The organism is Citrobacter sp. GW821-FHT07H02 (assembly GCF_059418505.1).
Window position 1 is genome coordinate 1 of record NZ_JBWKPZ010000030.1, and the last position, 21,687, is coordinate 21,687.

The 21,687-nt window shown below is 52.9% G+C and carries 22 protein-coding genes and 1 tRNA gene; 12 read left to right on the forward strand and 11 right to left on the reverse strand.

Features of this window, described 5'->3' with window-relative positions; all coding sequences use genetic code 11:
* Nucleotide 1: 1 nt before the first annotated feature.
* Together AC07NP_RS21320 and orn are read right to left on the reverse strand one after the other, a co-directional pair.
* Nucleotides 2–77: transfer RNA gene (locus AC07NP_RS21320), tRNA-Gly, on the reverse strand.
* Nucleotides 78–284: 207 nt separating this feature from the next.
* Nucleotides 285–830 (reverse strand): oligoribonuclease, encoded by a 546-nt coding sequence (gene orn / locus AC07NP_RS21325; protein WP_192610815.1) that lies wholly within the window; start codon nt 828–830, stop codon nt 285–287.
* Nucleotides 831–936: 106 nt separating this feature from the next.
* Here orn and rsgA point away from each other — a divergent pair, with 106 nt between their 5' ends.
* From rsgA to mscM, 3 genes are all read left to right on the forward strand, one after another.
* Nucleotides 937–1,989, forward strand: a complete 1,053-nt coding sequence (gene rsgA, locus AC07NP_RS21330) for a small ribosomal subunit biogenesis GTPase RsgA (protein WP_494661657.1) — start codon at nt 937–939, stop codon at nt 1,987–1,989.
* A gap of 95 nt (nt 1,990–2,084) precedes the next feature.
* Nucleotides 2,085–3,053: an archaetidylserine decarboxylase gene (gene asd, locus AC07NP_RS21335; RefSeq protein WP_192610813.1), complete on the forward strand. Its 969-nt coding sequence runs from the start codon at nt 2,085–2,087 to the stop codon at nt 3,051–3,053.
* Nucleotides 3,054–3,071: 18 nt separating this feature from the next.
* Complete coding sequence (gene mscM / locus AC07NP_RS21340; RefSeq protein ID WP_494661658.1) at nt 3,072–6,398, forward strand: miniconductance mechanosensitive channel MscM; 3,327 nt, start codon at nt 3,072–3,074, stop codon at nt 6,396–6,398.
* A 45-nt stretch (nt 6,399–6,443) separates the two neighbouring features.
* On the opposite strand, the gene yjeM is transcribed toward mscM, so the two are convergent.
* A complete protein-coding gene (yjeM, locus tag AC07NP_RS21345) occupies nt 6,444–7,946 on the reverse strand; it encodes a glutamate/gamma-aminobutyrate family transporter YjeM (RefSeq protein ID WP_494661659.1) in 1,503 nt (500 codons plus the stop codon).
* A 207-nt stretch (nt 7,947–8,153) separates the two neighbouring features.
* The gene (gene epmA, locus AC07NP_RS21350) at nt 8,154–9,131 is read right to left on the reverse strand and encodes an elongation factor P--(R)-beta-lysine ligase (protein ID WP_494661660.1); all 978 of its coding nucleotides are present in this window, start codon (nt 9,129–9,131) and stop codon (nt 8,154–8,156) included.
* 322 nt (nt 9,132–9,453) lie between these two features.
* Between epmA and frdA the strand changes: the two genes are divergently transcribed.
* The 6 genes from frdA (at nt 9,454) to AC07NP_RS21380 (ending at nt 14,632) form a co-directional block, all read left to right on the forward strand.
* Nucleotides 9,454–11,244 carry a fumarate reductase (quinol) flavoprotein subunit gene (gene frdA, locus AC07NP_RS21355; protein WP_494661661.1) on the forward strand — a complete coding sequence of 597 codons (1,791 nt, stop codon included), beginning with the start codon at nt 9,454–9,456 and terminating at the stop codon, nt 11,242–11,244.
* The gene (frdB, locus tag AC07NP_RS21360) at nt 11,237–11,971 is read left to right on the forward strand and encodes a fumarate reductase iron-sulfur protein (RefSeq protein WP_203359186.1); all 735 of its coding nucleotides are present in this window, start codon (nt 11,237–11,239) and stop codon (nt 11,969–11,971) included. Before frdA ends, frdB begins: the two co-directional genes overlap by 8 nt.
* 10 nt (nt 11,972–11,981) lie before the next feature.
* Nucleotides 11,982–12,377, forward strand: a complete 396-nt coding sequence (gene frdC / locus AC07NP_RS21365) for a fumarate reductase subunit FrdC (RefSeq protein WP_203359187.1) — start codon at nt 11,982–11,984, stop codon at nt 12,375–12,377.
* 10 nt (nt 12,378–12,387) lie between these two features.
* Nucleotides 12,388–12,747: a fumarate reductase subunit FrdD gene (frdD, locus tag AC07NP_RS21370; RefSeq protein WP_271445162.1), complete on the forward strand. Its 360-nt coding sequence runs from the start codon at nt 12,388–12,390 to the stop codon at nt 12,745–12,747.
* A gap of 143 nt (nt 12,748–12,890) precedes the next feature.
* Nucleotides 12,891–14,036, forward strand: a complete 1,146-nt coding sequence (gene ampC, locus AC07NP_RS21375; protein ID WP_494661662.1) for a CMY2/MIR/ACT/EC family class C beta-lactamase — start codon at nt 12,891–12,893, stop codon at nt 14,034–14,036.
* A 65-nt stretch (nt 14,037–14,101) separates the two neighbouring features.
* Nucleotides 14,102–14,632 carry a lipocalin family protein gene (locus AC07NP_RS21380; RefSeq protein WP_494661663.1) on the forward strand — a complete coding sequence of 177 codons (531 nt, stop codon included), beginning with the start codon at nt 14,102–14,104 and terminating at the stop codon, nt 14,630–14,632.
* Here the strand turns inward: AC07NP_RS21380 and sugE are convergent.
* Nucleotides 14,629–14,946, reverse strand: a complete 318-nt coding sequence (gene sugE, locus AC07NP_RS21385) for a quaternary ammonium compound efflux SMR transporter SugE (protein ID WP_494661664.1) — start codon at nt 14,944–14,946, stop codon at nt 14,629–14,631. The genes AC07NP_RS21380 and sugE overlap by 4 nt on opposite strands.
* Before the next feature lie 255 nt (nt 14,947–15,201).
* On the opposite strand from sugE, the gene AC07NP_RS21390 reads away from it, so the two are divergent.
* Entirely contained in the window at nt 15,202–15,795 is a 594-nt protein-coding gene (locus AC07NP_RS21390) for a LuxR C-terminal-related transcriptional regulator (protein WP_494661665.1), read from the forward strand.
* Nucleotides 15,796–15,836: 41 nt separating this feature from the next.
* Here the strand turns inward: AC07NP_RS21390 and ecnB are convergent, their stop codons facing one another.
* The 3 genes from ecnB to efp form a co-directional block, all read right to left on the reverse strand.
* Nucleotides 15,837–15,983: a lipoprotein toxin entericidin B gene (gene ecnB / locus AC07NP_RS21395; RefSeq protein ID WP_192610802.1), complete on the reverse strand. Its 147-nt coding sequence runs from the start codon at nt 15,981–15,983 to the stop codon at nt 15,837–15,839.
* A 105-nt stretch (nt 15,984–16,088) separates the two neighbouring features.
* The gene (gene ecnA, locus AC07NP_RS21400) at nt 16,089–16,223 is read right to left on the reverse strand and encodes a lipoprotein antitoxin entericidin A (RefSeq protein WP_192610801.1); all 135 of its coding nucleotides are present in this window, start codon (nt 16,221–16,223) and stop codon (nt 16,089–16,091) included.
* A gap of 61 nt (nt 16,224–16,284) precedes the next feature.
* A complete protein-coding gene (gene efp, locus AC07NP_RS21405) occupies nt 16,285–16,851 on the reverse strand; it encodes an elongation factor P (RefSeq protein ID WP_203359193.1) in 567 nt (188 codons plus the stop codon).
* 40 nt (nt 16,852–16,891) lie between these two features.
* Here efp and epmB point away from each other — a divergent pair, with 40 nt between their 5' ends.
* The gene (epmB, locus tag AC07NP_RS21410; RefSeq protein WP_494661666.1) at nt 16,892–17,920 is read left to right on the forward strand and encodes an EF-P beta-lysylation protein EpmB; all 1,029 of its coding nucleotides are present in this window, start codon (nt 16,892–16,894) and stop codon (nt 17,918–17,920) included.
* Nucleotides 17,921–18,056: 136 nt separating this feature from the next.
* Nucleotides 18,057–18,914 (forward strand): YjeJ family protein, encoded by an 858-nt coding sequence (gene yjeJ / locus AC07NP_RS21415; protein WP_494661667.1) that lies wholly within the window; start codon nt 18,057–18,059, stop codon nt 18,912–18,914.
* 46 nt (nt 18,915–18,960) lie between these two features.
* Here yjeJ and AC07NP_RS21420 read toward each other — a convergent pair whose 3' ends face one another.
* The 3 genes from AC07NP_RS21420 to AC07NP_RS21430 all read right to left on the reverse strand — a co-directional run bounded on the left by AC07NP_RS21420 (nt 18,961) and on the right by AC07NP_RS21430 (nt 21,435).
* Nucleotides 18,961–19,314, reverse strand: a complete 354-nt coding sequence (locus AC07NP_RS21420; RefSeq protein ID WP_203359196.1) for a DUF4156 domain-containing protein — start codon at nt 19,312–19,314, stop codon at nt 18,961–18,963.
* 137 nt (nt 19,315–19,451) lie between these two features.
* Nucleotides 19,452–21,098 (reverse strand): chaperonin GroEL, encoded by a 1,647-nt coding sequence (gene groL, locus AC07NP_RS21425; RefSeq protein WP_203359197.1) that lies wholly within the window; start codon nt 21,096–21,098, stop codon nt 19,452–19,454.
* Nucleotides 21,099–21,141: 43 nt separating this feature from the next.
* A complete protein-coding gene (locus AC07NP_RS21430) occupies nt 21,142–21,435 on the reverse strand; it encodes a co-chaperone GroES (RefSeq protein WP_203359198.1) in 294 nt (97 codons plus the stop codon).
* Nucleotides 21,436–21,687 lie beyond the last annotated feature (252 nt).

A 21,687-nucleotide genomic window follows, 5' to 3' on the forward strand; every position in this document is an offset into this window, starting at 1 on the left:
TTGGAGCGGGAAACGAGACTCGAACTCGCGACCCCGACCTTGGCAAGGTCGTGCTCTACCAACTGAGCTATTCCCGCAAATTTGTTGCTGTCGTAATTTGCATTTCTGCGTCGTTACGGGAGGCGCATTATACGAGAAATCCTTCCAGCTGCAACCCCCCTAAAAGCGATTTTTTTATTTTTTTGTTCAAGTGCCGAATTATTCGCCAAAGCGCACAATTTAGCGGCAAAACAGCCATGACGCAAGTTCGTTGGCCGGATATCTGCGTTATCCGGCCCACACAATTACAGCTTAATAAAATGCTCGCGGTAGTACGCCAGTTCCGCCACCGACTCACGGATATCATCCATCGCCTGGTGTGTGCCCTGCTTGGTAAAGCCATCCAGAATTTCCGGCTTCCAGCGGCGCGCCAGCTCTTTCAACGTACTCACATCCAGGTAGCGGTAGTGGAAGTACGCCTCCAGTTCCGGCATGTATTTAAACAGGAAGCGACGATCCTGTCCGATACTGTTACCGCAAATGGGTGATTTTCCGGCGGGCACCCACTCTTTCAAAAATTCAATCGTCGCCAGTTCCGCTTCACGGTCGCCCACGGTACTTGCCTTCACACGATCTACCAGACCACTTCCGGTATGGGTACGCACGTTCCAGTCATCCATCAACGCCAGTTGTTCATCGGACTGATGCACTGCAATCGTCGGCCCTTCCGCCAGGATGTTCAGGTTGGCATCGGTCACCAGTGTCGCGATCTCAATGATGCGATCGCGCTCGGGATCCAGCCCCGTCATTTCAAGATCTATCCAAATGAGGTTGTTTTCATTGGCACTCATGCTATTTTCCACCCTTCAGAGGTCACGTTCAGTGTGACTATATTCATCTAAAATAGCGTGTATCATAGATGTTTTGCCCACAATGGGCGACCAGGAGCCAGTACGATTGAGTAAAAATAAACTCTCCAAAGGCCAACAGCGCCGCGTGAACGCCAATCACCAGCGTCGTCTTAAAACGTCCACGGAGAAGGCCGATTACGATGACAATCTGTTTGGCGAAACTGCTGAAGGCATTGTCATCAGCCGTTTTGGTATGCATGCCGACGTCGAATCCGCCAACGGTGAAGTACACCGTTGTAATATTCGTCGAACCATCCGTTCGCTGGTCACTGGCGATCGCGTAGTCTGGCGTCCAGGAAAAGCGGCGGCGGAAGGCGTAAACGTCAAAGGCATTGTCGAAGCAGTGCATGAACGTACCTCGGTGCTGACGCGCCCTGACTTTTATGACGGCGTAAAACCGATTGCCGCCAACATCGACCAAATCGTCATTGTCTCCGCCATTTTGCCGGAGCTGTCGCTTAATATTATCGACCGTTATCTGGTGGCTTGCGAAACGCTGCAGGTTGAACCGATTATCGTGCTCAACAAGATCGATCTGCTGGACGATGAAGGCATGGCCTTCGTTAACGAACAGATGGATATCTATCGCAACATTGGCTATCGCGTATTGATGGTATCAAGCCATACGAAAAATGGGCTGGAACCGCTTGAAGAGGCATTGACCGATCGTATTAGCATTTTTGCCGGTCAATCGGGCGTAGGAAAATCCAGTCTGCTCAATAACCTGCTCGGCCTGCAAAAAGAGATCCTGACCAACGATGTCTCCGACAACTCCGGTCTTGGACAGCACACGACCACCGCTTCTCGCCTGTACCACTTCCCGCACGGCGGCGATGTCATCGACTCCCCCGGCGTACGTGAGTTTGGGCTGTGGCATCTTGAGCCGGAACAAATCACGCACGGCTTTGTCGAATTTCATGACTATTTAGGGCATTGCAAATATCGCGACTGCAAACATGACGCGGATCCAGGCTGTGCTATCCGTGAGGCCGTAGAGAAAGGGACAATCGCCGAGACCCGCTTCGAAAATTATCATCGGATTCTGGAAAGCATGGCGCAGGTAAAAACGCGTAAAAACTTTTCTGATTCGGATAACTGACAACTAAGCTAAGCGTCGCTAGAATCGTCCCCCTTTTTCAGGATCCGGCGCGTATGCCGGATCAGGAACGACAAAACAATGGCCTGGAGGCTACCTTGTTAAACTCATTTAAACTTTCGCTACAGTACATTCTGCCGAAACTATGGCTCACTCGCCTGGCGGGTTGGGGCGCAAGCAAACGGGCGGGATGGCTGACCAAATTGGTTATCGACCTGTTCGTGAAGTACTACAAGGTCGATATGAATGAAGCACAGAAGCCGGACACCGCCAGCTATCGCACGTTTAACGACTTCTTTGTACGTCCGCTGCGTGACGATGTGCGCCCGGTAGATACTGACCCGAATATTCTGGTGATGCCGGCAGACGGCGTGATCAGCCAGTTAGGTCGCATCGAAGAAGACAAAATTCTGCAGGCCAAAGGACATAACTACAGCCTCGAGGCGCTGCTGGCCGGTAACTATCTGATGGCAGACCTGTTTCGCAACGGTTCGTTTGTCACCACTTACCTCTCCCCGCGTGACTATCACCGCGTACACATGCCGTGTAACGGTATTCTGCGTGAAATGATTTACGTGCCGGGCGATCTGTTCTCCGTCAACCATCTGACCGCGCAAAACGTCCCGAACCTGTTTGCCCGTAACGAGCGTGTCATTTGTCTGTTTGATACCGAATTTGGCCCGATGGCGCAGATCCTGGTCGGCGCAACCATCGTCGGTAGCATTGAAACCGTGTGGGCCGGAACCATCACACCACCACGTGAAGGCGTAATCAAACGCTGGACCTGGCCTGCGGGTGAAAGCGAAGGTTCTGTTGCGCTGTTGAAAGGCCAGGAAATGGGTCGCTTTAAGCTGGGCTCCACCGTCATCAACTTGTTTGCGCCAGGTAAAGTGAATCTGGTAGAGCAACTGCAAAGTCTGTCTGCGACCAAAATTGGTCAACCGCTGGCCACATCTACCGAGATGTTCACGCCGTCAGACGCGGCAACTGCGCCGGTTGCACAAGCGGAGATCGCCGCAGAACACGACGCCAACCCGCCAGTTGACGACAAAACAGAACAAAGCTAACAACAAAGGTAGACTGACGTGCGCCTGATTATCACTTTTCTGATGGCCTGGTGCCTCAGCCAGGGGGCGTACGCCGCGACGGCCCCCGACGCCAAACAAATCACCCAGGAACTGGAGCAGGCAAAAGCGGCGAAACCCGCCCAGCCAGAGGCCGTCGAGGCACTCCAGTCTGCGCTGAACGCGCTTGAGGAACGTAAAGGCTCCCTCGAGCGCGCCCAGCAATACCAGCAAGTCATCGACAATTTCCCAAAGCTGTCTGCGACATTACGCGCCCAGCTTAATAACCTGCGCGACGAACCACGCAACGTCCCACCGGGGATGTCCAGCGAGGCGCTGAACCAGGAGATCCTCCAGGTCAGCAGTCAATTGCTGGATAAAAGCCGCCAGGCTCAGCAGGAGCAGGAACGTGCCCGGGAAATTGCCGACTCACTGAGTCAACTTCCGCAGCAACAAACCGATGCCCGTCGCCAGTTGAATGATATTGAACGGCGACTCGGCACCGTTAGCGGCAACACCCCGCTAAATCAGGCGCAAAATTTTGGCATGCAGGCCGAATCCGCCAAACTGAAAGCCCTGGTGGATGAACTCGAGCTGGCGCAGCTTTCAGCAAATAATCGTCAGGAACTGGCGCGTATGCGCTCTGAATTGGCGGAAAAGCAGAGCCAACAGCTTGACGCTTATCTGCAAGCCTTACGCAATCAATTAAACAGCCAGCGCCAACGCGAAGCCGAACGCGCGCTGGAGAGTACCGAACTGCTGGCGGAAAACAGCGATGGTCTGCCCACAGGTATCGTCGATCAGTTCAAAGTAAACCGGGAACTGTCGCAGGCGCTCAACCAGCAAGCGCAGCGCATGGATCTGGTGGCCTCACAGCAGCGTCAGGCCACCAGTCAGACCCTGCAGGTACGCCAGGCGCTCAATACACTGCGGGAACAGGCACAATGGCTGGGCGTTTCCAATATGCTTGGCGAAGCGCTACGCGCCCAGGTTTCACGCCTGCCGGAAATGCCCAAACCGCAGCAGTTAGATACGGAAATGGCGCAGCTACGTGTGCACCGTATGCGCTATGAAGACCTGCTCAATAAGCAGCCTCAGTTGCGTCAGATCCATCAGGCTGACGGCAAGCCGCTCACCGCTGAACAAAACCGGATTCTGGACGCGCAGCTGCGCACCCAGCGCGAGCTGCTGAATTCCCTGCTACAGGGGGGAGACACGCTGATCCTTGAGTTGACCAAGCTGAAAGTCTCCAATAGCCAACTGGAAGATGCGCTCAAAGAGGTCAACGAAGCGACGCACCGCTATCTGTTCTGGACTTCCGATGTGAGTCCGATGTCACTCTCCTGGCCAATTGAGCTTGTTCAGGATCTGCGTCGGCTGATTTCACTGGATACCTTTAACCAACTTGGCAAGGCCAGCATCATGATGCTGACCAGTAAAGAGACGCTGCTGCCGTTGTTTGGCGCGCTGATCCTGGTCGGTTTTAGTCTTTACTCGCGTAAGCACTTCACCCGTTTTCTGGAACGTTCATCCGCCCGCGTTGGAAAAGTCACGCAGGATCACTTCTGGCTAACACTGCGCACCGTGTTCTGGTCAATACTGGTCGCCTCGCCGCTTCCGGTTCTGTGGGCCACGTTAGGGTTTGGACTGCGGGAAGCGTGGCCTTACCCGCTGGCCGTTGCGATAGGCGATGGCGTCACCGCTACAGTCCCTCTGCTGTGGGTGGTGATGATTTGCGCCGCCTTCGCGCGTCCAAACGGGTTGTTTGTGGCGCACTTTGGCTGGCCACGTCACCGTGTGGCGCGTGCGATGCGCTATTACCTGATGAGCATCGGCTTCATCGTGCCGCTCATTATGGCATTGATTATGTTTGATAATCTCAATGACCGGGAGTTCTCCGCCTCGTTGGGACGCCTCTGCTTCATGCTCATTTGCGGAGCACTGGCAATAGTGACCCTCAGCCTGAAACGTGCCGGTATCCCGCTGTATCTCGATAAAGAGGGCAGCGGCGAAAACATGGTCAACAGAATGCTGTGGAACCTGCTGATGGGCGCGCCGCTCGTCGCGATTTTTGCTGCCGTCGTGGGCTATCTGGCAACCGCGCAGGCGCTGCTGGCGCGACTGGAAACGTCGGTTGCCATCTGGTTCTTGCTGCTGGTGATATATCACGTCATCCGCCGCTGGATGCTGATTCAGCGGCGCCGGTTAGCGTTTGATCGCGCCAAACACCGCCGCGCCGAAATGCTGGCGCAGCGTGCGCGGGGTGAAGAAGAACAAGCACATTCGACCAGCCTTGAGGGAACCGTGGAGGTCGATGAAAGCGAAGTGGATCTCGACACCATCAGCGCCCAGTCACTGCGCCTGGTGCGTTCTATTCTGATGCTCATCGCGCTGTTATCGGTCATCGTGCTGTGGTCGGAAATCCATTCCGCCTTTGGCTTCCTTGAGAACATCTCGCTGTGGGATGTCACTTCTACGGTGCAGGGCGTAGAGAGCCTGGAGCCGATCACGCTGGGCGCCGTATTAATTTCGATTCTGGTGTTTATCATCACCACGCAGTTGGTTCGTAATTTGCCCGCGCTGCTGGAACTGGCGCTGCTCCAGCATCTGGATTTAACGCCAGGTACAGGCTATGCCATCACCACCATAACCAAATATCTGCTGATGCTGATTGGCGGACTGGTCGGTTTCTCAATGATTGGGATTGAGTGGTCAAAATTGCAGTGGCTGGTTGCGGCGCTCGGTGTTGGTCTGGGTTTTGGTTTGCAGGAAATCTTCGCCAACTTTATCTCAGGCCTGATCATTTTGTTCGAAAAACCGATTCGTATTGGCGATACGGTAACCATTCGCGACCTGACGGGCAGCGTGACGAAAATCAATACCCGCGCGACCACCATCAGCGACTGGGACCGTAAAGAGATCATCGTGCCCAACAAAGCGTTTATCACCGAGCAGTTTATTAACTGGTCACTCTCTGACTCTGTGACGCGTGTGGTGTTGACCATTCCGGCGCCTTCCAGCGCGAACAGCGAAGAGGTCACGCAAATTCTGCTGACGGCGGCACAGCGCTGCTCGTTGGTGATCGACAATCCGGCGCCGGAAGTGTTCCTGGTCGATCTCCAACAAGGGATTCAGATCTTCGAGCTGCGTATCTATGCCGCAGAGATGGGGCACCGTATGCCGCTGCGCCATGAAATCCACCAACTCATTCTGGCGGGCTTCCATGAACACGGTATTGATATGCCATTCCCACCATTCCAGATGCGTCTGGAAAGTTTGAACGGTACGAGGACAGGTAAAACGCTGACGTCTGCGGGTAAAAAGGGTCGTCCGGCGGGGAGTTTGTAAGCGTTAACTATGCCGGGCGGCGCTAATGCTGGCCCGGCATCCCTATTACTCCGTCACCCACTGCGGCAATTTTTCCATCCGACGGGTGTAGTTCTGGTAAATTATCATCGCCAGTAACGAGAAGAACACCGGACCGCCTGTCATCCATAAGGCGCTATTCCAGTCCCCTGCTTCAATCACTGGCTGAATGATGGTGAACACATTGGCAAACGCCACCACCAGCACAACCGTCCCGGTTGCCAGTAGTGTAGAAACCTTCGTTTTGAAGATCACAAACGGTCGTTCCAGCCCCTCACGAAACTTGAAGAAGGGAAACGCCAGCGCGAGGAACAGATACGGCAGCGTCATCGATACGTTGGCCATCAGCGTCAGTTTGTTATAAAACGCCGACGCGGTATCGCCGCCAAAAGAGACCAGCAGAATAAACAGGCTGACCAACAGACACTGCGCCCACATCGCATTGGCGGGCATCCCTGTCGAATTCAATTTCGTGACGGACGCAGGCCACAGCGCTTTCGGCGTCCCCTGAATAATCGCTTTCAGCGGTGAATAACTCAATGTGAAGAAGGCGCCGGTATAGGCAAGAAACATCGAGAGCCCGGTAATGCGTGCAAACCAGACGCCCAGCGTCATCGCCGCCTCGGGTGAAAGATTCAGCGCATTGCCCAACGTCATCCCCAGGCTTTCCATCAGAATGTAAGTGATGTTGCCGAGGTTCACAGAACCATTACTTAATACCTGCTGCCAGTTCGTACTGGCACCCCACAAGAATATCGCCAGAGAATAGCCGATTGAAATCACAATGGCCGCAAAGATAATTCCTTTGGCAAAGTTTTTTTCCGGTTTTTCTGTTTTATCGACCAGACCACCAACGGCTTCAATACCGCCGTAAGCGAAAATAGCGAAAACAACAAACGACAACATTGCCAGACCGGACTGATATCCAGGATTCGGTGAGGCGACAAAATTAATATCTTGCGCAAAATGCCCACCATTTAATAACAAAATAGCGACACTCACCAACAGAAAAACTAAATTAAGGCACATCACGGCAATACCGCCTACTGCGGTAATACGCGCAATTTTGTTAATCCCTCTGGCGGCAATGCCCGTCACCAGAATCATCCATCCCACGGCGAGCAGCCCAACAACCTGTGTTGGTTCAAGCCCGGCAAACTGCCAGTGCTGCGTCATGTCTGCGCCAAACAAGAATGTCGAGAAAGGAACCCAAATTTTAGCTGCGGTACTCACCATCCAGATAATATAGGAGGAGAACCACATAAAGGTACCGATAAATGCGTAGCGTGGCCCAACGCTATTATTCATCCACGAGTATATTCCGCCCTCTTCTTTTCGATAAGCGGAACCCATCTCGGCCATCATTAATGCAAAGGGAATAAAGAATAAGAGTGCAGAAAAAATATACCACGGGATGGCGCTATACCCCATTAAATAAAAAGCGGAGGGGCTATTTGCGAAACCAAAAACTGACGTAAATATCATCAGAATGAGGCCAATCAGGCTCATTTTTTTTATTGTTTGGGGCATTAAAATCTTCCTCACCGGGGAGAACGTTTTTCAAACGTCGCTCACCCATTTGCGCTGCCCCCTGTAGAGGTCAGCAATACGTAAATCAAAACAGGATTAAGGCCGGAACAATAGCAGATATCCAGAACCAAATTGTGGCTATTAGAGGTAAAAATGAACGTAGAGGCTGCAAAGCGGCGATTTAACCGCCGCCTTGCAGAAAGGCCGTTATGCGCGGTCGACGGTGAAAGCAATCACGTCTGCAAGGCTTTCAGCCCCTAATGCCAGCATCACCAGACGATCCACACCCAACGCCACACCGGAGCAATCCGGCATACCCACTTTTAAGGCTTCGAGTAAGTGAGTGTCGATAGGCTGCTGCGGCAGGCCGCGCGCCGCGCGCTTACGGTTGTCTTGTTCAAAGCGTTGCTGCTGCTCGCGAGCGTCCGTCAACTCATGAAAACCATTCGCCAGCTCAATACCTTTGAAATACACCTCAAAACGTTCAGCCACGCGGTGATCTTCAGTGCTGATTTGCGCCAGAGATGCCTGACTTGCCGGGAAATGGTACACAAACGTGGGCTTATCTTTACCAATATGCGGCTCGACGCCCATGGCAAACAGCAGTTGCAGCAACGTGTCCCTGTCTTCTTCTGTATCCGCGATATTGCTTAAATCCAGTTTGGCCGCGACTTCACGCAACTGGGTTTTATCGGCTGACAGTGGGTCAATTTCGAGATGGCGTTGAAACGCCTGCTGGTAAGAGAGGCTTTCTGCGGGCTGGCAATCAAGCACCTGTTGCAGCAGGTCATCCACTTCATTCATCAGGCGGTACATATCGTAGTGAGGACGATACCACTCAAGCATGGTGAATTCCGGGTTATGGTGACGTCCCATCTCTTCATTACGAAAACTACGGCATAGCTGAAAGACCGGACCGCATCCCGCCACCAGCAGGCGTTTCATGTGGTATTCCGGGCTGGTCATCAGGTAGAGGTTCATCCCCTGCGAATGACCAGGTCCAACGAAACGCGTCTCAAACGGGAACAAATGAATGTCTGTTACCGTCGCCTGACTCATGCAAGGCGTCTCAACCTCAAGCACTCCGCGATCGGCAAAGAAACGACGAATTTCCGTCATAATTGCCGCACGTTTCAACAGATTGGGGATGGACGCGCTCGGCTGCCAGGTGGCCGTTTCGCTCATGGTTCTTTCTCCGATATATGACAAGGGCACGAAGTCTACTCGTAACCTGTCAGGGAGACAAATTTAGTGCGGGAGCGCCTTATGTGGAATCGAGGGTTAAAAAACTGAAGATGGGTGCTTTAGTAATTAAATTAATCAGAATCAATGATAATTAGCGCCACTGATACGCTAAAAAAATCGAACACGTCAAATTTCCCTTCTATACCTGCGACTATACTACTGTACCTATAAAGGAGCAGTGGAATCGCATTCGCCATCCGCATATATCAGAGACTAAACTGACTGCGTGGTGGGCGAAATAACAACAATCTGGAGGAATGTCGTGCAAACCTTTCAAGCCGATCTTGCCATTATAGGCGCCGGTGGCGCGGGATTACGTGCTGCAATTGCTGCCGCACAAGCAAATCCCAACGCTAAAATCGCACTGATCTCAAAAGTGTACCCAATGCGCAGCCATACCGTTGCTGCCGAAGGTGGCTCTGCTGCTGTCGCGCAGGATCATGACAGCTTTGACTACCATTTTCACGATACGGTAGCGGGCGGAGACTGGCTGTGTGAGCAGGATGTCGTGGACTACTTTGTTCACCACTGCCCAACTGAAATGACGCAACTGGAGCAATGGGGTTGCCCGTGGAGCCGCCGTGAAGACGGAAGCGTCAACGTACGTCGCTTCGGCGGGATGAAAATTGAGCGTACCTGGTTCGCCGCGGATAAAACCGGCTTCCATATGCTCCACACCCTGTTCCAGACTTCCCTGCAGTTCCCACAAATTCAGCGTTTTGACGAACACTTCGTTCTGGACATCCTGGTAGACGACGGCCATGCCCGTGGTCTGGTCGCGATGAACATGATGGAAGGCACGCTGATGCAAATCCGTGCTAACGCGGTGGTGATGGCAACGGGCGGCGCTGGCCGTGTATACCGTTACAACACCAACGGCGGCATCGTAACCGGTGACGGTATGGGCATGGCGCTGAGCCACGGCGTTCCGCTGCGTGATATGGAGTTCGTTCAGTATCACCCGACCGGTTTGCCAGGCTCTGGTATCCTGATGACCGAAGGTTGCCGTGGTGAAGGCGGTATTCTGGTCAACAAAAACGGCTACCGTTATCTGCAAGACTACGGCATGGGTCCGGAAACCCCGCTGGGTGAGCCGAAGAACAAATACATGGAACTGGGTCCGCGCGACAAAGTTTCTCAGGCGTTCTGGCACGAATGGCGTAAAGGCAACACCATCTCCACTCCGCGTGGCGATGTGGTTCACCTCGACCTGCGTCACCTCGGCGAGAAAAAACTGCTCGAACGTTTACCGTTCATCTGCGAACTGGCAAAAGCCTATGTCGGCGTCGATCCGGTTAAAGAGCCAATTCCGGTTCGTCCGACCGCGCACTACACCATGGGTGGTATCGAAACCGATCAAAACTGCGAAAGCCGCATCAAAGGTCTGTTTGCCGTTGGCGAATGTTCCTCTGTGGGTCTGCATGGCGCCAACCGTCTGGGCTCTAACTCCCTGGCTGAACTGGTGGTCTTTGGCCGTCTGGCTGGTGAGCAAGCGATGGAACGTGCCTCTACGGCAGGTACCGCCAACAGCGCCGCGCTCGATGCGCAGGTTGCAGGCGTTGAACAGCGTCTGAAAGATCTGGTGAACCAGGAAGGTAACGAAAACTGGTCGAAGATCCGTGATGAAATGGGTCTGTCCATGGAAGAAGGTTGCGGTATCTACCGTACACCAGAACTCATGCAGAAAACGGTTGATAAGTTGGCTGAACTGCAGGAACGCTTCAAGCGCGTGCGTATTACCGACACCTCCAGCGTCTTCAATACCGACCTGCTGTACACCATCGAACTGGGCCACGGTCTGAATGTTGCTGAATGTATGGCGCACTCCGCTCTGGCGCGTAAAGAATCGCGCGGCGCGCATCAGCGTCTGGACGAAGGTTGCACCGAGCGTGACGACGTCAACTTCCTCAAACACACCCTCGCCTTCCGCGATGCTGATGGCACCACACGCCTGGACTACAGCGACGTGAAAATCACCACTCTGCCGCCAGCGAAACGTGTATATGGTGGCGAAGCGGAAGCAGCCGATAAGAAGGAGAAGGCGAATGGCTGAGATGAAAAACCTGAAAGTTGAGGTGGTGCGCTATAACCCGGAAGTGGATACCGCACCGCACAGTGCTTTCTATGATGTACCTTATGATGAAACAACGTCGCTGCTGGATGCGCTGGGCTACATCAAAGATAACCTGGCGCCAGATCTGAGCTACCGCTGGTCTTGCCGTATGGCGATCTGTGGCTCTTGCGGCATGATGGTCAACAACGTACCAAAACTGGCGTGCAAAACCTTCCTGCGTGAATACACCAACGGCATGAAGGTTGAAGCGCTGGGCAACTTCCCGATTGAGCGCGATCTGGTCGTCGACATGACGCACTTTATCGAAAGCCTGGAAGCCATCAAACCGTACATCATCGGTAACCCGCGCACACCGGATCAGGGTCCTAATACCCAGACTCCGGCGCAAATGGCGAAGTATCACCAGTTCTCAGGTTGCATCAACTGTGGTCTGTGTTACGCCGCGTGCCCGCAGTTCGGACTGAACCCTGAGTTCATCGGTCCGGCGGCGATTACGCTGGCGCATCGTTACAACGAAGATAGCCGTGACCACGGTAAGAAAGAGCGTATGGCTCAGTTGAATAGCCCGAACGGCGTTTGGTCCTGTACTTTCGTGGGCTACTGCTCCGAAGTTTGTCCGAAACACGTCGATCCGGCTGCGGCCATCCAGCAGGGTAAAGTAGAAAGTTCGAAAGACTTTCTTATCGCGACCCTGAAACCACGCTAAGGAGTGCAACATGACGACTAAACGCAAAGCCTATGTGCGGCCAATGACGTCCACCTGGTGGAAAAAGCTGCCGTTTTATCGCTTTTACATGCTGCGCGAAGGCACAGCAGTGCCGGCAGTCTGGTTCAGCATTGAACTGATTTTCGGCCTGTTTGCCCTCAAACACGGCGCAGAATCCTGGATGGGATTCGTTGGTTTTCTGCAAAATCCAGTGGTGGTGATCCTCAACCTGATCGCCCTGGCTGCAGCCTTGCTGCATACCAAGACCTGGTTTGAGCTGGCGCCTAAAGCTGCCAATATCATCGTAAAAGACGAAAAAATGGGGCCAGAGCCGATCATCAAAGGTCTCTGGGCGGTTACTGCAGTTGCGACTGTAGTTATTCTGTATGTTGCCCTGTACTGGTAAGGAGTCCGGGATGATTAATCCAAATCCAAAACGCTCTGACGAACCCGTATTCTGGGGACTGTTTGGTGCAGGTGGTATGTGGGGCGCGATCATTGCGCCGGTCATGGTTCTGCTGGTCGGCATTATGCTGCCACTGGGACTCTTCCCGGGCGATGCCCTGAGCTACGAACGTGTACTGGCCTTTGCACAAAGCTTTATTGGCCGCGCGTTCATGTTCCTGATGATCGTTCTGCCGCTGTGGTGTGGTTTACACCGTATGCACCACGCAATGCATGACCTGAAAATCCACGTGCCGGCTGGCAAGTGGGTGTTTTACGGTCTGGCTGCTATTCTGACCGTTGTGACACTGATTGCTATCGTCACGCTCTAATTAGCACCATCGTTATTCCGGCCCGCCACTGGCGGGCCGTTTTATTTCTACCGTCTCTTCTCCCTGCCATCATCGCAAATAGTGTAACCTACTGCCGCACTCTTCCCGGACATCCCCAGGGTCCTCTGTTACGGAAATACGCCATGATGAACAAAATCCTCTGCAGTGTGTTACTCCTTACTGCCTCCAGTTCAGTGCTTGCCACACCGCACACTGAGCAACACATCGCTGATGTTGTAAACCGCACCATTGCACCATTAATGAAAGAGCAGGCGATTCCGGGCATGGCCGTTGCGGTGATTTACCAGGGCAAGCCGAGGTACTTTACCTGGGGTAATGCCGACATCGCCAAAAACCGGCCCGTCACCCCACAAACCCTGTTTGAACTCGGTTCGGTGAGTAAAACATTCACCGGCGTGCTGGCGGGCGATGCTGTCGCTCGCGGTGAAATAAAACTCAGCGATCCGGCAACAAAATATTGGCCTGCGCTGAACGGTAAACAGTGGCAAGGCATCAGCCTGCTACATCTGGCAACCTATACCGCAGGGGGCTTACCGCTTCAGGTGCCAGATAGCGTGACAGATGAAGCCTCGCTGCTTCACTACTATCAAACCTGGCAGCCGGAGTGGGCGCCGGGCAGCAAACGTCTGTATGCCAATGCCAGCATCGGCTTGTTTGGCGCGCTGGCGGTTAAACCTTCCGGAATGAATTACGAAGAGGCGATGTCCACGCGCGTCTTCAAACCACTAAAACTCGCACATACCTGGATTACCGTCCCCACGTCAGAACAGAAAGATTACGCCTGGGGTTATCGCGAGGGTAAGCCTGTCCATGTTTCAACCGGCCCTCTGGATGCAGAGGCGTATGGTGTTAAATCCAGCATTGAAGATATGGCAAGCTGGGTGCTGGCCAACATGGACGCCTCCCACATTCAGGACAAAACGCTGCAGCAAGGCGTGGCGTTAGCCCAGTCGCGCTATTGGCGTATTGGCGAGATGTATCAGGGGTTAGGCTGGGAAATGCTGAACTGGCCGGTAGAGGGCGAAACCGTCATCAAGGGTAGCGATAATAAGATCGCGCTGGCAGCGCTGACAGCCGTGGAAATTAACCCGCCCGCGCCTGCAGTCAAATCCTCCTGGGTACATAAGACGGGGTCTACCGGCGGCTTTGGCAGTTACGTTGCTTTTATTCCAGAGAAAAACCTCGGTATCGTGATGCTGGCGAATAAAAGCTATCCTAATCCGGCACGTGTCGCGGCCGCCTACCGGATTCTGGCGTCTCTGCAGTAACTGTTGCTGCCCACCGTTTCCTTGCTGTCATCTACACTTAACAGAAAACCAGCAAGGAAACTCCCATGCGTATCCTGCCTGTTATCACCGCAGTGACAGCCGCGTTTTTAGTGGTTGCTTGCAGCTCACCCACGCCGCCGAAGGGTGTTACAGTCGTCAATAACTTTGATGTGAAACGCTATCTCGGCACCTGGTATGAAATTGCACGCTTTGATCATCGCTTCGAAAGAGGACTGGAAAAAGTCACCGCCACTTACAGCCTTCGCGATGACGGCGGCCTTAATGTGACCAACAAGGGCTACAATCCGGATCGGGAAATGTGGCAAAAAACGGAAGGAAAGGCCTGGTTTACTGGCGATCCCAGTCGGGCCGCGCTGAAAGTCTCGTTTTTTGGTCCGTTCTATGGCGGTTACAACGTCATCGCGCTTGACAGAGAATACCAGCACGCGCTGGTGTGCGGCCCGGATCGCGACTATTTGTGGATACTCGCGCGCACGCCGACCATCTCTGACGAAATGAAGCAGCAAATACTCGCCGTCGCGACCCGGGAAGGGTTTGATGTCAGTAAGTTAATCTGGGTGAAACAACCCCATTAATGGGTGCTGAGCTTCAGACCAATAATTCCCGCAACGATCAGCGTCAGGCTGGCCAGACGCATCGGGCTGGCGGACTCACCCAGTAAGATAATCCCGGTGATGGCCGCACCAACGGCGCCGATACCGGTCCAGATAGCATACGCAGTCCCAACGGGTAGGGTTTTCATTGCCCAGGAGAGCATCGCAATACTGACAACCATGGCGACGATGGTAATGACGCTCGGCGTCAGGCGGGTAAATCCGTGGGTATATTTGAGGCCAATCGCCCAGACAACTTCGAGCAGGCCAGCAATGAATAAAACGATCCAGGACATTTTAGGCTCCAGAGAGATGGGGCCGTCCCCGGTGAAAGATACGTTTGCAGGTCGTCCCACAAGCCGATGAATGAAAGGGTATTTTTGCCCGACAAAAAGTGAATTTCAATCTTTTTATTTCAGATCGCCTAAAAGCCTGAATTGGGTGCAATAAGCAACGCAGTTCCGGCATTTAGTACTCATCGGACGTCTCTATGATGAAACGCTTTCTGAAGTCAGGAAGCCTTTGGCCTCATTTTTGAATGCGATAATTTTATGTTGAAAATATTAGTGATTGACCGATGCCACTTTACCCGCACGGGGATAGAGGCCTGGCTTAATCATTCTGGTTTGTTTAATGGTTCGTTCCTGGTGTCAGGGTTAAATAATCTCTTGCTGGCAAAAGAACATATTCTGCAGTGGAAGCCTCATTTGATAATCGCTGATTTATATAGCTTTCTTAACGATTCTCATCCATTTCAGTCGATTGACCCCTTCTTTATGGCCTGCGGGATGGCGCCGCTGATCTTGCTGCAATCAGGCGGCGAATACCGAGCTTCAGCGTTCAGCGCGCGATATTCTGTCCATACCGTGTTATCAAAAAAAGCCACGCTGTATGCGCTCTCAAAAACGATTCACGCGGCGTTACGCGTGAGGCCGCTTTTAGACACGCCCAAAACGGCGACATCACTGCTGACGCCACAGGAAGAGAAAGTGTTAACGATGTGGATGGAAGGCGTGGGAAATAACGCGATTGCCAGTGCGCTCGGGATTCATGGCAAAACGGTATACACCTACAAACGCAACATTCGCATGAAACTGCACATGGATAATCGCTATTCGCCGTTTTTATCATTGCCAGAACGGTAAGATTAACGGCACGACACGCACAGCGGTCGTACCGTTCATGATTAATCCTGAGCTTTTGCCGCAGCGCCCGAGATAGCCTGGCCACCCTCGGAAATATCCTGACCAACGCCGCGCGTCGTATTACAGGCGGTTAATACAGAGGAAAGTACCAGAACAGAAAAGATTGCTGCAATTGTCTTCTTAACCATAGCGTCTTCCTTTTTAGCCAATGTTGTACGTATAGCTACTTAATAATAGACAACATCCCGTAACTTGACGGGAAACAGACTGTTTTTCAGACGAAGCGAAAAGACTTAGCTGGCAGCGTGGGAGATGGAATTGCCGAGATGTTTGATATCTTCGCCAAAGCCACGTGCGGTATTGCACCCTGTCAACAAGGTTGCGGTCAGTAAGACGAGTGTTACAAGACTGAGAAGACGTTTCATCATTCCTGCCCTGGAAAAATGTATGGCGCAGCAAACGCTGCACCATGAGATCAAGTAAGGCGTATTACTTCACGCGGGATACGTATTCACCAGAACGGGTATCCACTTTGATCACTTCGCCGATCTGAACGAACAGCGGAACTTTAACCACTGCGCCAGTAGACAGCGTTGCCGGTTTGCCGCCAGTACCTGCGGTATCACCTTTCAGGCCAGGGTCAGTTTCAATGATTTCCAGTTCAACAAAGTTCGGCGGGGTCACGGAGATAGGCTGGCCGTTCCACAGGGTCACGATGCACTCAGCCTGATCCAGCAGCCACTTGGCGCTGTCGCCTACCGCTTTCTCGTCAGCAGCCAGCTGTTCGAAAGTGGAGTTATTCATGAAATGGTAGAACTCACCGTCGTTGTACAGGTAAGTCAGGTTCATATCTACAACGTCTGCGCCTTCTGCAGAGTCGGTTGATTTGAAGGTTTTCTCTACGCGAGTACCGGTCAGCAGACGACGCAGCTTAACGCGGGCAAAAGCCTGGCCTTTGCCCGGTTTTACGAATTCACTGGCTTCAACCGCATAAGGTTCGCCGTCCATCATGATTTTAAGACCGGCACGAAAATCGTTGCTATAGTAAGTCGCCATAAGGCCCTCTGAAATTGTTAATTGGTAGCTTAGCCACAAAATGGCGCATATTGTAACCCTAAACACCCCATCCAGAGAAGATTGGTTAGTGCAACTTGCAGATGTTATAACCGATCCGGATGAACTGTTGCGTCTTTTAAATGTAGACGCTGATGAAAACTTGCTTGCAGGTCGCGAGGCAAAGCGTCTTTTTGCCTTGCGGGTTCCCCGTGCTTTTGTGGCGCGGATGGAAAAAGGCAATCCTGATGACCCGCTTTTACGCCAGGTACTCACTTCGCACGACGAGTTTGTCGCAGCACCGGGTTTTTCAACCGATCCGCTGGAAGAACAGCACAGCGTGGTACCAGGATTACTGCACAAATACCGTAACCGGGCGCTATTGCTGGTGAAAGGCGGCTGTGCGGTAAACTGTCGCTATTGTTTTCGCCGTCACTTCCCGTATGCGGAAAACCAGGGCAATAAGCGAAACTGGCAGGTGGCTCTTGATTACATCGCTGCGCATTCAGAGCTGGATGAAATCATCTTCTCCGGCGGCGATCCGCTGATGGCCAAAGACCACGAACTGGACTGGCTACTCACGCAACTAGAAGCGATACCGCACATTAAGCGTCTGCGTATTCATAGCCGTTTGCCGATCGTGATCCCCGCGCGGATTACAGAAGGACTCGTCGCCCGCTTTGCACAATCCACCCTGCAAATTTTGCTGGTGAACCATATCAACCATGCGCAGGAGATTGGCGACGATTTCCGCCAGGCGATGCGTAAGCTAAAAATGGCAGGCGTCACGCTGCTGAATCAGAGCGTGCTGCTGCGCGATATCAACGATAACGCGCAAACGCTGGCGAATCTCAGCAACGCGCTGTTTGATGCGGGCGTGATGCCCTACTACCTGCACGTGCTGGATAAGGTTCAGGGCGCGGCCCATTTTCTGGTCAGCGACGATGAAGCCCGCGCCATTATGCGTGAGCTGCTAACGCTGGTTTCCGGTTATATGGTGCCGAAACTGGCGCGGGAAATTGGCGGCGAACCGAGTAAAACGCCACTGGATTTGCAGTTAAGGCAGCGATAACTCCTCTCTTTTGACCCTGCGCGAAGCGCTTCGCGCAGGTTTCAAGTCCGGATACCGACTCTCACGAAACAAAGCCGGGTGTTATTTTAGCCCCCAATTATTTCGGGCAGAACAAACCTATCCAGAGAGAACCATCATGGCCTTAACACTCACCGGCATTAACACCGGCGTCATTCGAAACGGCAATCAGTTCCAGGCGCTGGCGCTTAACCTCAAGCATGAGCAGAACGAAACCTCGCTGATTTTTATTCCGGCGCTACAACTGCGCGATCTTTATATCTGCTTCGAGCATCGTCTGCATTTGCAAAGCCTGCGGAATGCCAAAGAGAAAACGGCGTTCAAAAAAAGCCAGGATAGCGCCACGCAAGCGATGCTCAACAATATTCCGCCACTGACCCAAAAACAGCTGCTGGAAGCCGATATCCGCCTGCGGGTCGAGAAACTAGAGCCCCGCGCCAGCCACGCAGAAGGATTTCAGTTGGCGTTTTCACTGCAGGGCGGCCATTCACTGCTCCTCCAGCTTGAAGACGCGCAGATTGCGCTCGTCATCAGCGCCATTTCTCACGCCATTAATAACGCCGGCATGCATAAGTTATCGCTAAGGATCTCCTCACTGCTAGATTTTCTGCCCATGTACGATGCCGATATTAAAAGCAACGGTGAAATGGAGTATGACAACTACCCCCATCCGGCGTGGAAATTAGCGCTGTTCACGCATTATCTGGCACTGGTTTACCACTATACCGACAGCAATGGACAAGATTGCGCATGCGGCACCATCGTGAAATCCCGTATTCGGGGAGAAATGAAAGAGACCGAGGCAATAGCCCGGCGTTTACTGGCGTTCAGCCCGCGACTGAAAAAGCTGGAAGGAAAACCTTGTCGTATTACCGTGGCGACTATCGCATCCGGCGCGGGTCACTTTCCGCGAGAACGTTGCCTGAAAGCACTGCATCAGCTTTATCAGTCAACATTGGCCGCAACGGCAGAATAACAAAACGCCCTCAGGTTTCCGGAGGGCGCTTTCAATACTGAATAAATCAGTTCGGGCACTTATAAACCTGACCGTTCATTTCGCTGGCGGTCGGAACAAAGCTGGATAACATGCCCTGAGATGGGCTGCTCACGCCATAAATCACGTTGCCACCCATTGCTGCCGCCTGATTACGCAGGTCGTTCGCGGCGCCACGCATTGAGCCGCCCTCTTCGCCATGCTGACCAGAAAGCCAGTTACTTTGCTTACCGGTCGCCGTGCCAACCAACTGGCACTCAGCACCAGGCTTGTCTTCTACGAAGCGTACGCTTTGGCCGGCAGCGCTCAGTTCGTTGCTGGAGCTACAACCCGCCATCAGTAGCGCGGCACCGACGATCCCTGCTAAATATTTCACGTGCATGTTATTCCCCGTAATCAATGAGCTGGACGTAGATCGTCCGTGTGAGAATCTTATACTAAAAAGATGACGAAAAGAAAAACCCCCGGGCATTTCTGCCCAGGGGTTTCTCTATTTCTGCGAGGTGCAGAACAACATGATTACATCATGCCGCCCATGCCACCCATGCCGCCCATACCACCAGCAGCACCTAAGTCAGCCCCATCGCCTTTCGGCAGATCGGTGACCATGCACTCGGTGGTGATCATCAGGCCAGCAACAGAAGCTGCGTACTGCAGAGCAGAACGGGTCACTTTGGTTGGGTCCAGGATACCCATGTCGATCATGTTGCCGTATTCTTCAGTTGCAGCGTTGTAACCGTAGTTACCGTCGCCCGCTTTCACGGTGTTAGCCACAACAGACGGTTCTTCACCGCAGTTCAGCACGATCTGACGCAGCGGGGATTCCATTGCGCGCAGCGCAACTTTGATACCCACGTTCTGGTCTTCGTTCTGACCACGCAGATCGCCCAGCTTGGAGGCTACGCGAATCAGCGCAACACCACCACCAGCAACCACGCCTTCTTCTACTGCAGCACGGGTCGCGTGCAGAGCATCTTCAACGCGTGCTTTCTTCTCTTTCATTTCAACTTCGGTCGCAGCACCGACTTTGATAACGGCAACGCCGCCTGCCAGTTTCGCTACGCGCTCCTGCAGTTTTTCACGATCGTAGTCGGACGTTGCTTCTTCGATCTGCTGGCGAATCTGAGTCACACGACCCTGGATTGCGTCTTCGTCACCCACGCCATCAATGATGGTGGTGGTGTCTTTGTTGATCACAACGCGTTTTGCCTGACCCAGATCTTCCAGGGTCGCTTTTTCCAGTTCCATACCGATCTCTTCAGAGATTACGGTACCACCGGTCAGAGTAGCGATATCCTGCAGCATTGCTTTACGACGGTCGCCGAAGCCAGGTGCTTTAACAGCAGCCACTTTCACGATGCCGCGCATGGTGTTAACCACCAGCGTTGCCAGTGCTTCGCCTTCAACATCTTCAGCGATGATCAGCAGCGGTTTGCCTGCTTTAGCAACGGCTTCCAGAACCGGCAGCATTTCGCGGATGTTGGAGATTTTCTTGTCAGCCAGCAGGATGAACGGGCTTTCCAGTTCTACTGCGCCAGTTTCCGGCTTGTTGATGAAGTAAGGAGACAGGTAGCCGCGGTCAAACTGCATACCTTCAACCACGTCCAGTTCGTCCTGCAGACCGGTACCGTCTTCAACGGTGATCACGCCTTCTTTACCGACTTTATCCATCGCTTCAGCGATCAGTTTACCTACGGTTTCGTCGGAGTTAGCGGAGATAGTACCAACCTGAGCGATAGCTTTAGAGTCAGAGCACGGTACAGACAGTGCTTTCAGCTCTTCAACCGCAGCAGCGACAGCTTTGTCGATACCACGTTTCAGATCCATCGGGTTCATGCCCGCAGCAACAGCTTTCAGGCCTTCAGTGATGATGGACTGAGCCAGTACGGTCGCGGTGGTGGTACCGTCGCCTGCTGCGTCGTTCGCTTTAGAGGCAACTTCTTTCACCATCTGCGCGCCCATGTTTTCGAACTTGTCTTCCAGTTCGATTTCACGTGCTACGGAAACACCATCTTTAGTGATGGTCGGTGCACCGAAAGATTTATCCAGAACCACGTTACGGCCTTTCGGACCGAGGGTAACTTTCACTGCATCTGCCAGTACGTTTACGCCGCGCAGCATTTTCACACGAGCGTCGTTACCGAATTTTACGTCTTTAGCTGCCATTATCTCTTTTCCTTAAATTCGTATGTTCAGTGTCGTTCGCGGATTACGCTTCAACAATTGCCAGAATGTCGCTTTCGGACATGATCAGCACTTCTTGGTTGTCGATCTTCTCGGACTTCACGCCGTAGCCATCGTTGAAAATAACGATGTCGCCGACTTTCACGTCCAGCGGCTGCACACTACCGTTTTCCAGGATGCGGCCCTTACCGACAGCGATGATTTCGCCACGAGTTGATTTACCTGCTGCAGAACCGGTCAGAACGATGCCGCCAGCTGATTTGGATTCAACTTCTTTACGTTTGACGATCACACGATCATGTAACGGACGAATACTCATTGATAGCTCTCCTTTGAGAAAGTCTTTATCAGTTATGGGTGACGCCGGCCCGTAAACGGATTTCCCGGCTAGTGACCAGAGAGATGGGGATGGGGTTATACCCCTTCAAGGGGGAAACTAAAAAAAAATTCTTATCAGGAGAAAATCCGGTCAAAACACCAACCCACCTCACATTTCGCACCAATTTCAGGGCCGCCGTCATCAGCAAATCTGATTGTGATACCATCGAAAATCTACGCAGTTGCCTGAATT

Coding starts and splice junctions, on each gene's coding strand:
- orn (WP_192610815.1), bottom strand. CDS start 830: ATGAGTGCCAATGAAAACAACCTCATTTGGATAGATCTTGAAATGACG.
- ecnA (WP_192610801.1), bottom strand. CDS start 16,223: ATGATGAAACGTCTTCTCAGTCTTGTAACACTCGTCTTACTGACCGCA.
- frdC (WP_203359187.1), top strand. CDS start 11,982: ATGACGACTAAACGCAAAGCCTATGTGCGGCCAATGACGTCCACCTGG.
- epmA (WP_494661660.1), bottom strand. CDS start 9,131: ATGAGCGAAACGGCCACCTGGCAGCCGAGCGCGTCCATCCCCAATCTG.
- sugE (WP_494661664.1), bottom strand. CDS start 14,946: ATGTCCTGGATCGTTTTATTCATTGCTGGCCTGCTCGAAGTTGTCTGG.
- yjeJ (WP_494661667.1), top strand. CDS start 18,057: ATGGCCTTAACACTCACCGGCATTAACACCGGCGTCATTCGAAACGGC.
- AC07NP_RS21430 (WP_203359198.1), bottom strand. CDS start 21,435: ATGAGTATTCGTCCGTTACATGATCGTGTGATCGTCAAACGTAAAGAA.
- efp (WP_203359193.1), bottom strand. CDS start 16,851: ATGGCGACTTACTATAGCAACGATTTTCGTGCCGGTCTTAAAATCATG.
- epmB (WP_494661666.1), top strand. CDS start 16,892: ATGGCGCATATTGTAACCCTAAACACCCCATCCAGAGAAGATTGGTTA.
- groL (WP_203359197.1), bottom strand. CDS start 21,098: ATGGCAGCTAAAGACGTAAAATTCGGTAACGACGCTCGTGTGAAAATG.
- yjeM (WP_494661659.1), bottom strand. CDS start 7,946: ATGCCCCAAACAATAAAAAAAATGAGCCTGATTGGCCTCATTCTGATG.
- AC07NP_RS21380 (WP_494661663.1), top strand. CDS start 14,102: ATGCGTATCCTGCCTGTTATCACCGCAGTGACAGCCGCGTTTTTAGTG.
- frdD (WP_271445162.1), top strand. CDS start 12,388: ATGATTAATCCAAATCCAAAACGCTCTGACGAACCCGTATTCTGGGGA.
- AC07NP_RS21390 (WP_494661665.1), top strand. CDS start 15,202: ATGTTGAAAATATTAGTGATTGACCGATGCCACTTTACCCGCACGGGG.
- frdB (WP_203359186.1), top strand. CDS start 11,237: ATGGCTGAGATGAAAAACCTGAAAGTTGAGGTGGTGCGCTATAACCCG.
- AC07NP_RS21420 (WP_203359196.1), bottom strand. CDS start 19,314: ATGCACGTGAAATATTTAGCAGGGATCGTCGGTGCCGCGCTACTGATG.
- ampC (WP_494661662.1), top strand. CDS start 12,891: ATGATGAACAAAATCCTCTGCAGTGTGTTACTCCTTACTGCCTCCAGT.
- ecnB (WP_192610802.1), bottom strand. CDS start 15,983: ATGGTTAAGAAGACAATTGCAGCAATCTTTTCTGTTCTGGTACTTTCC.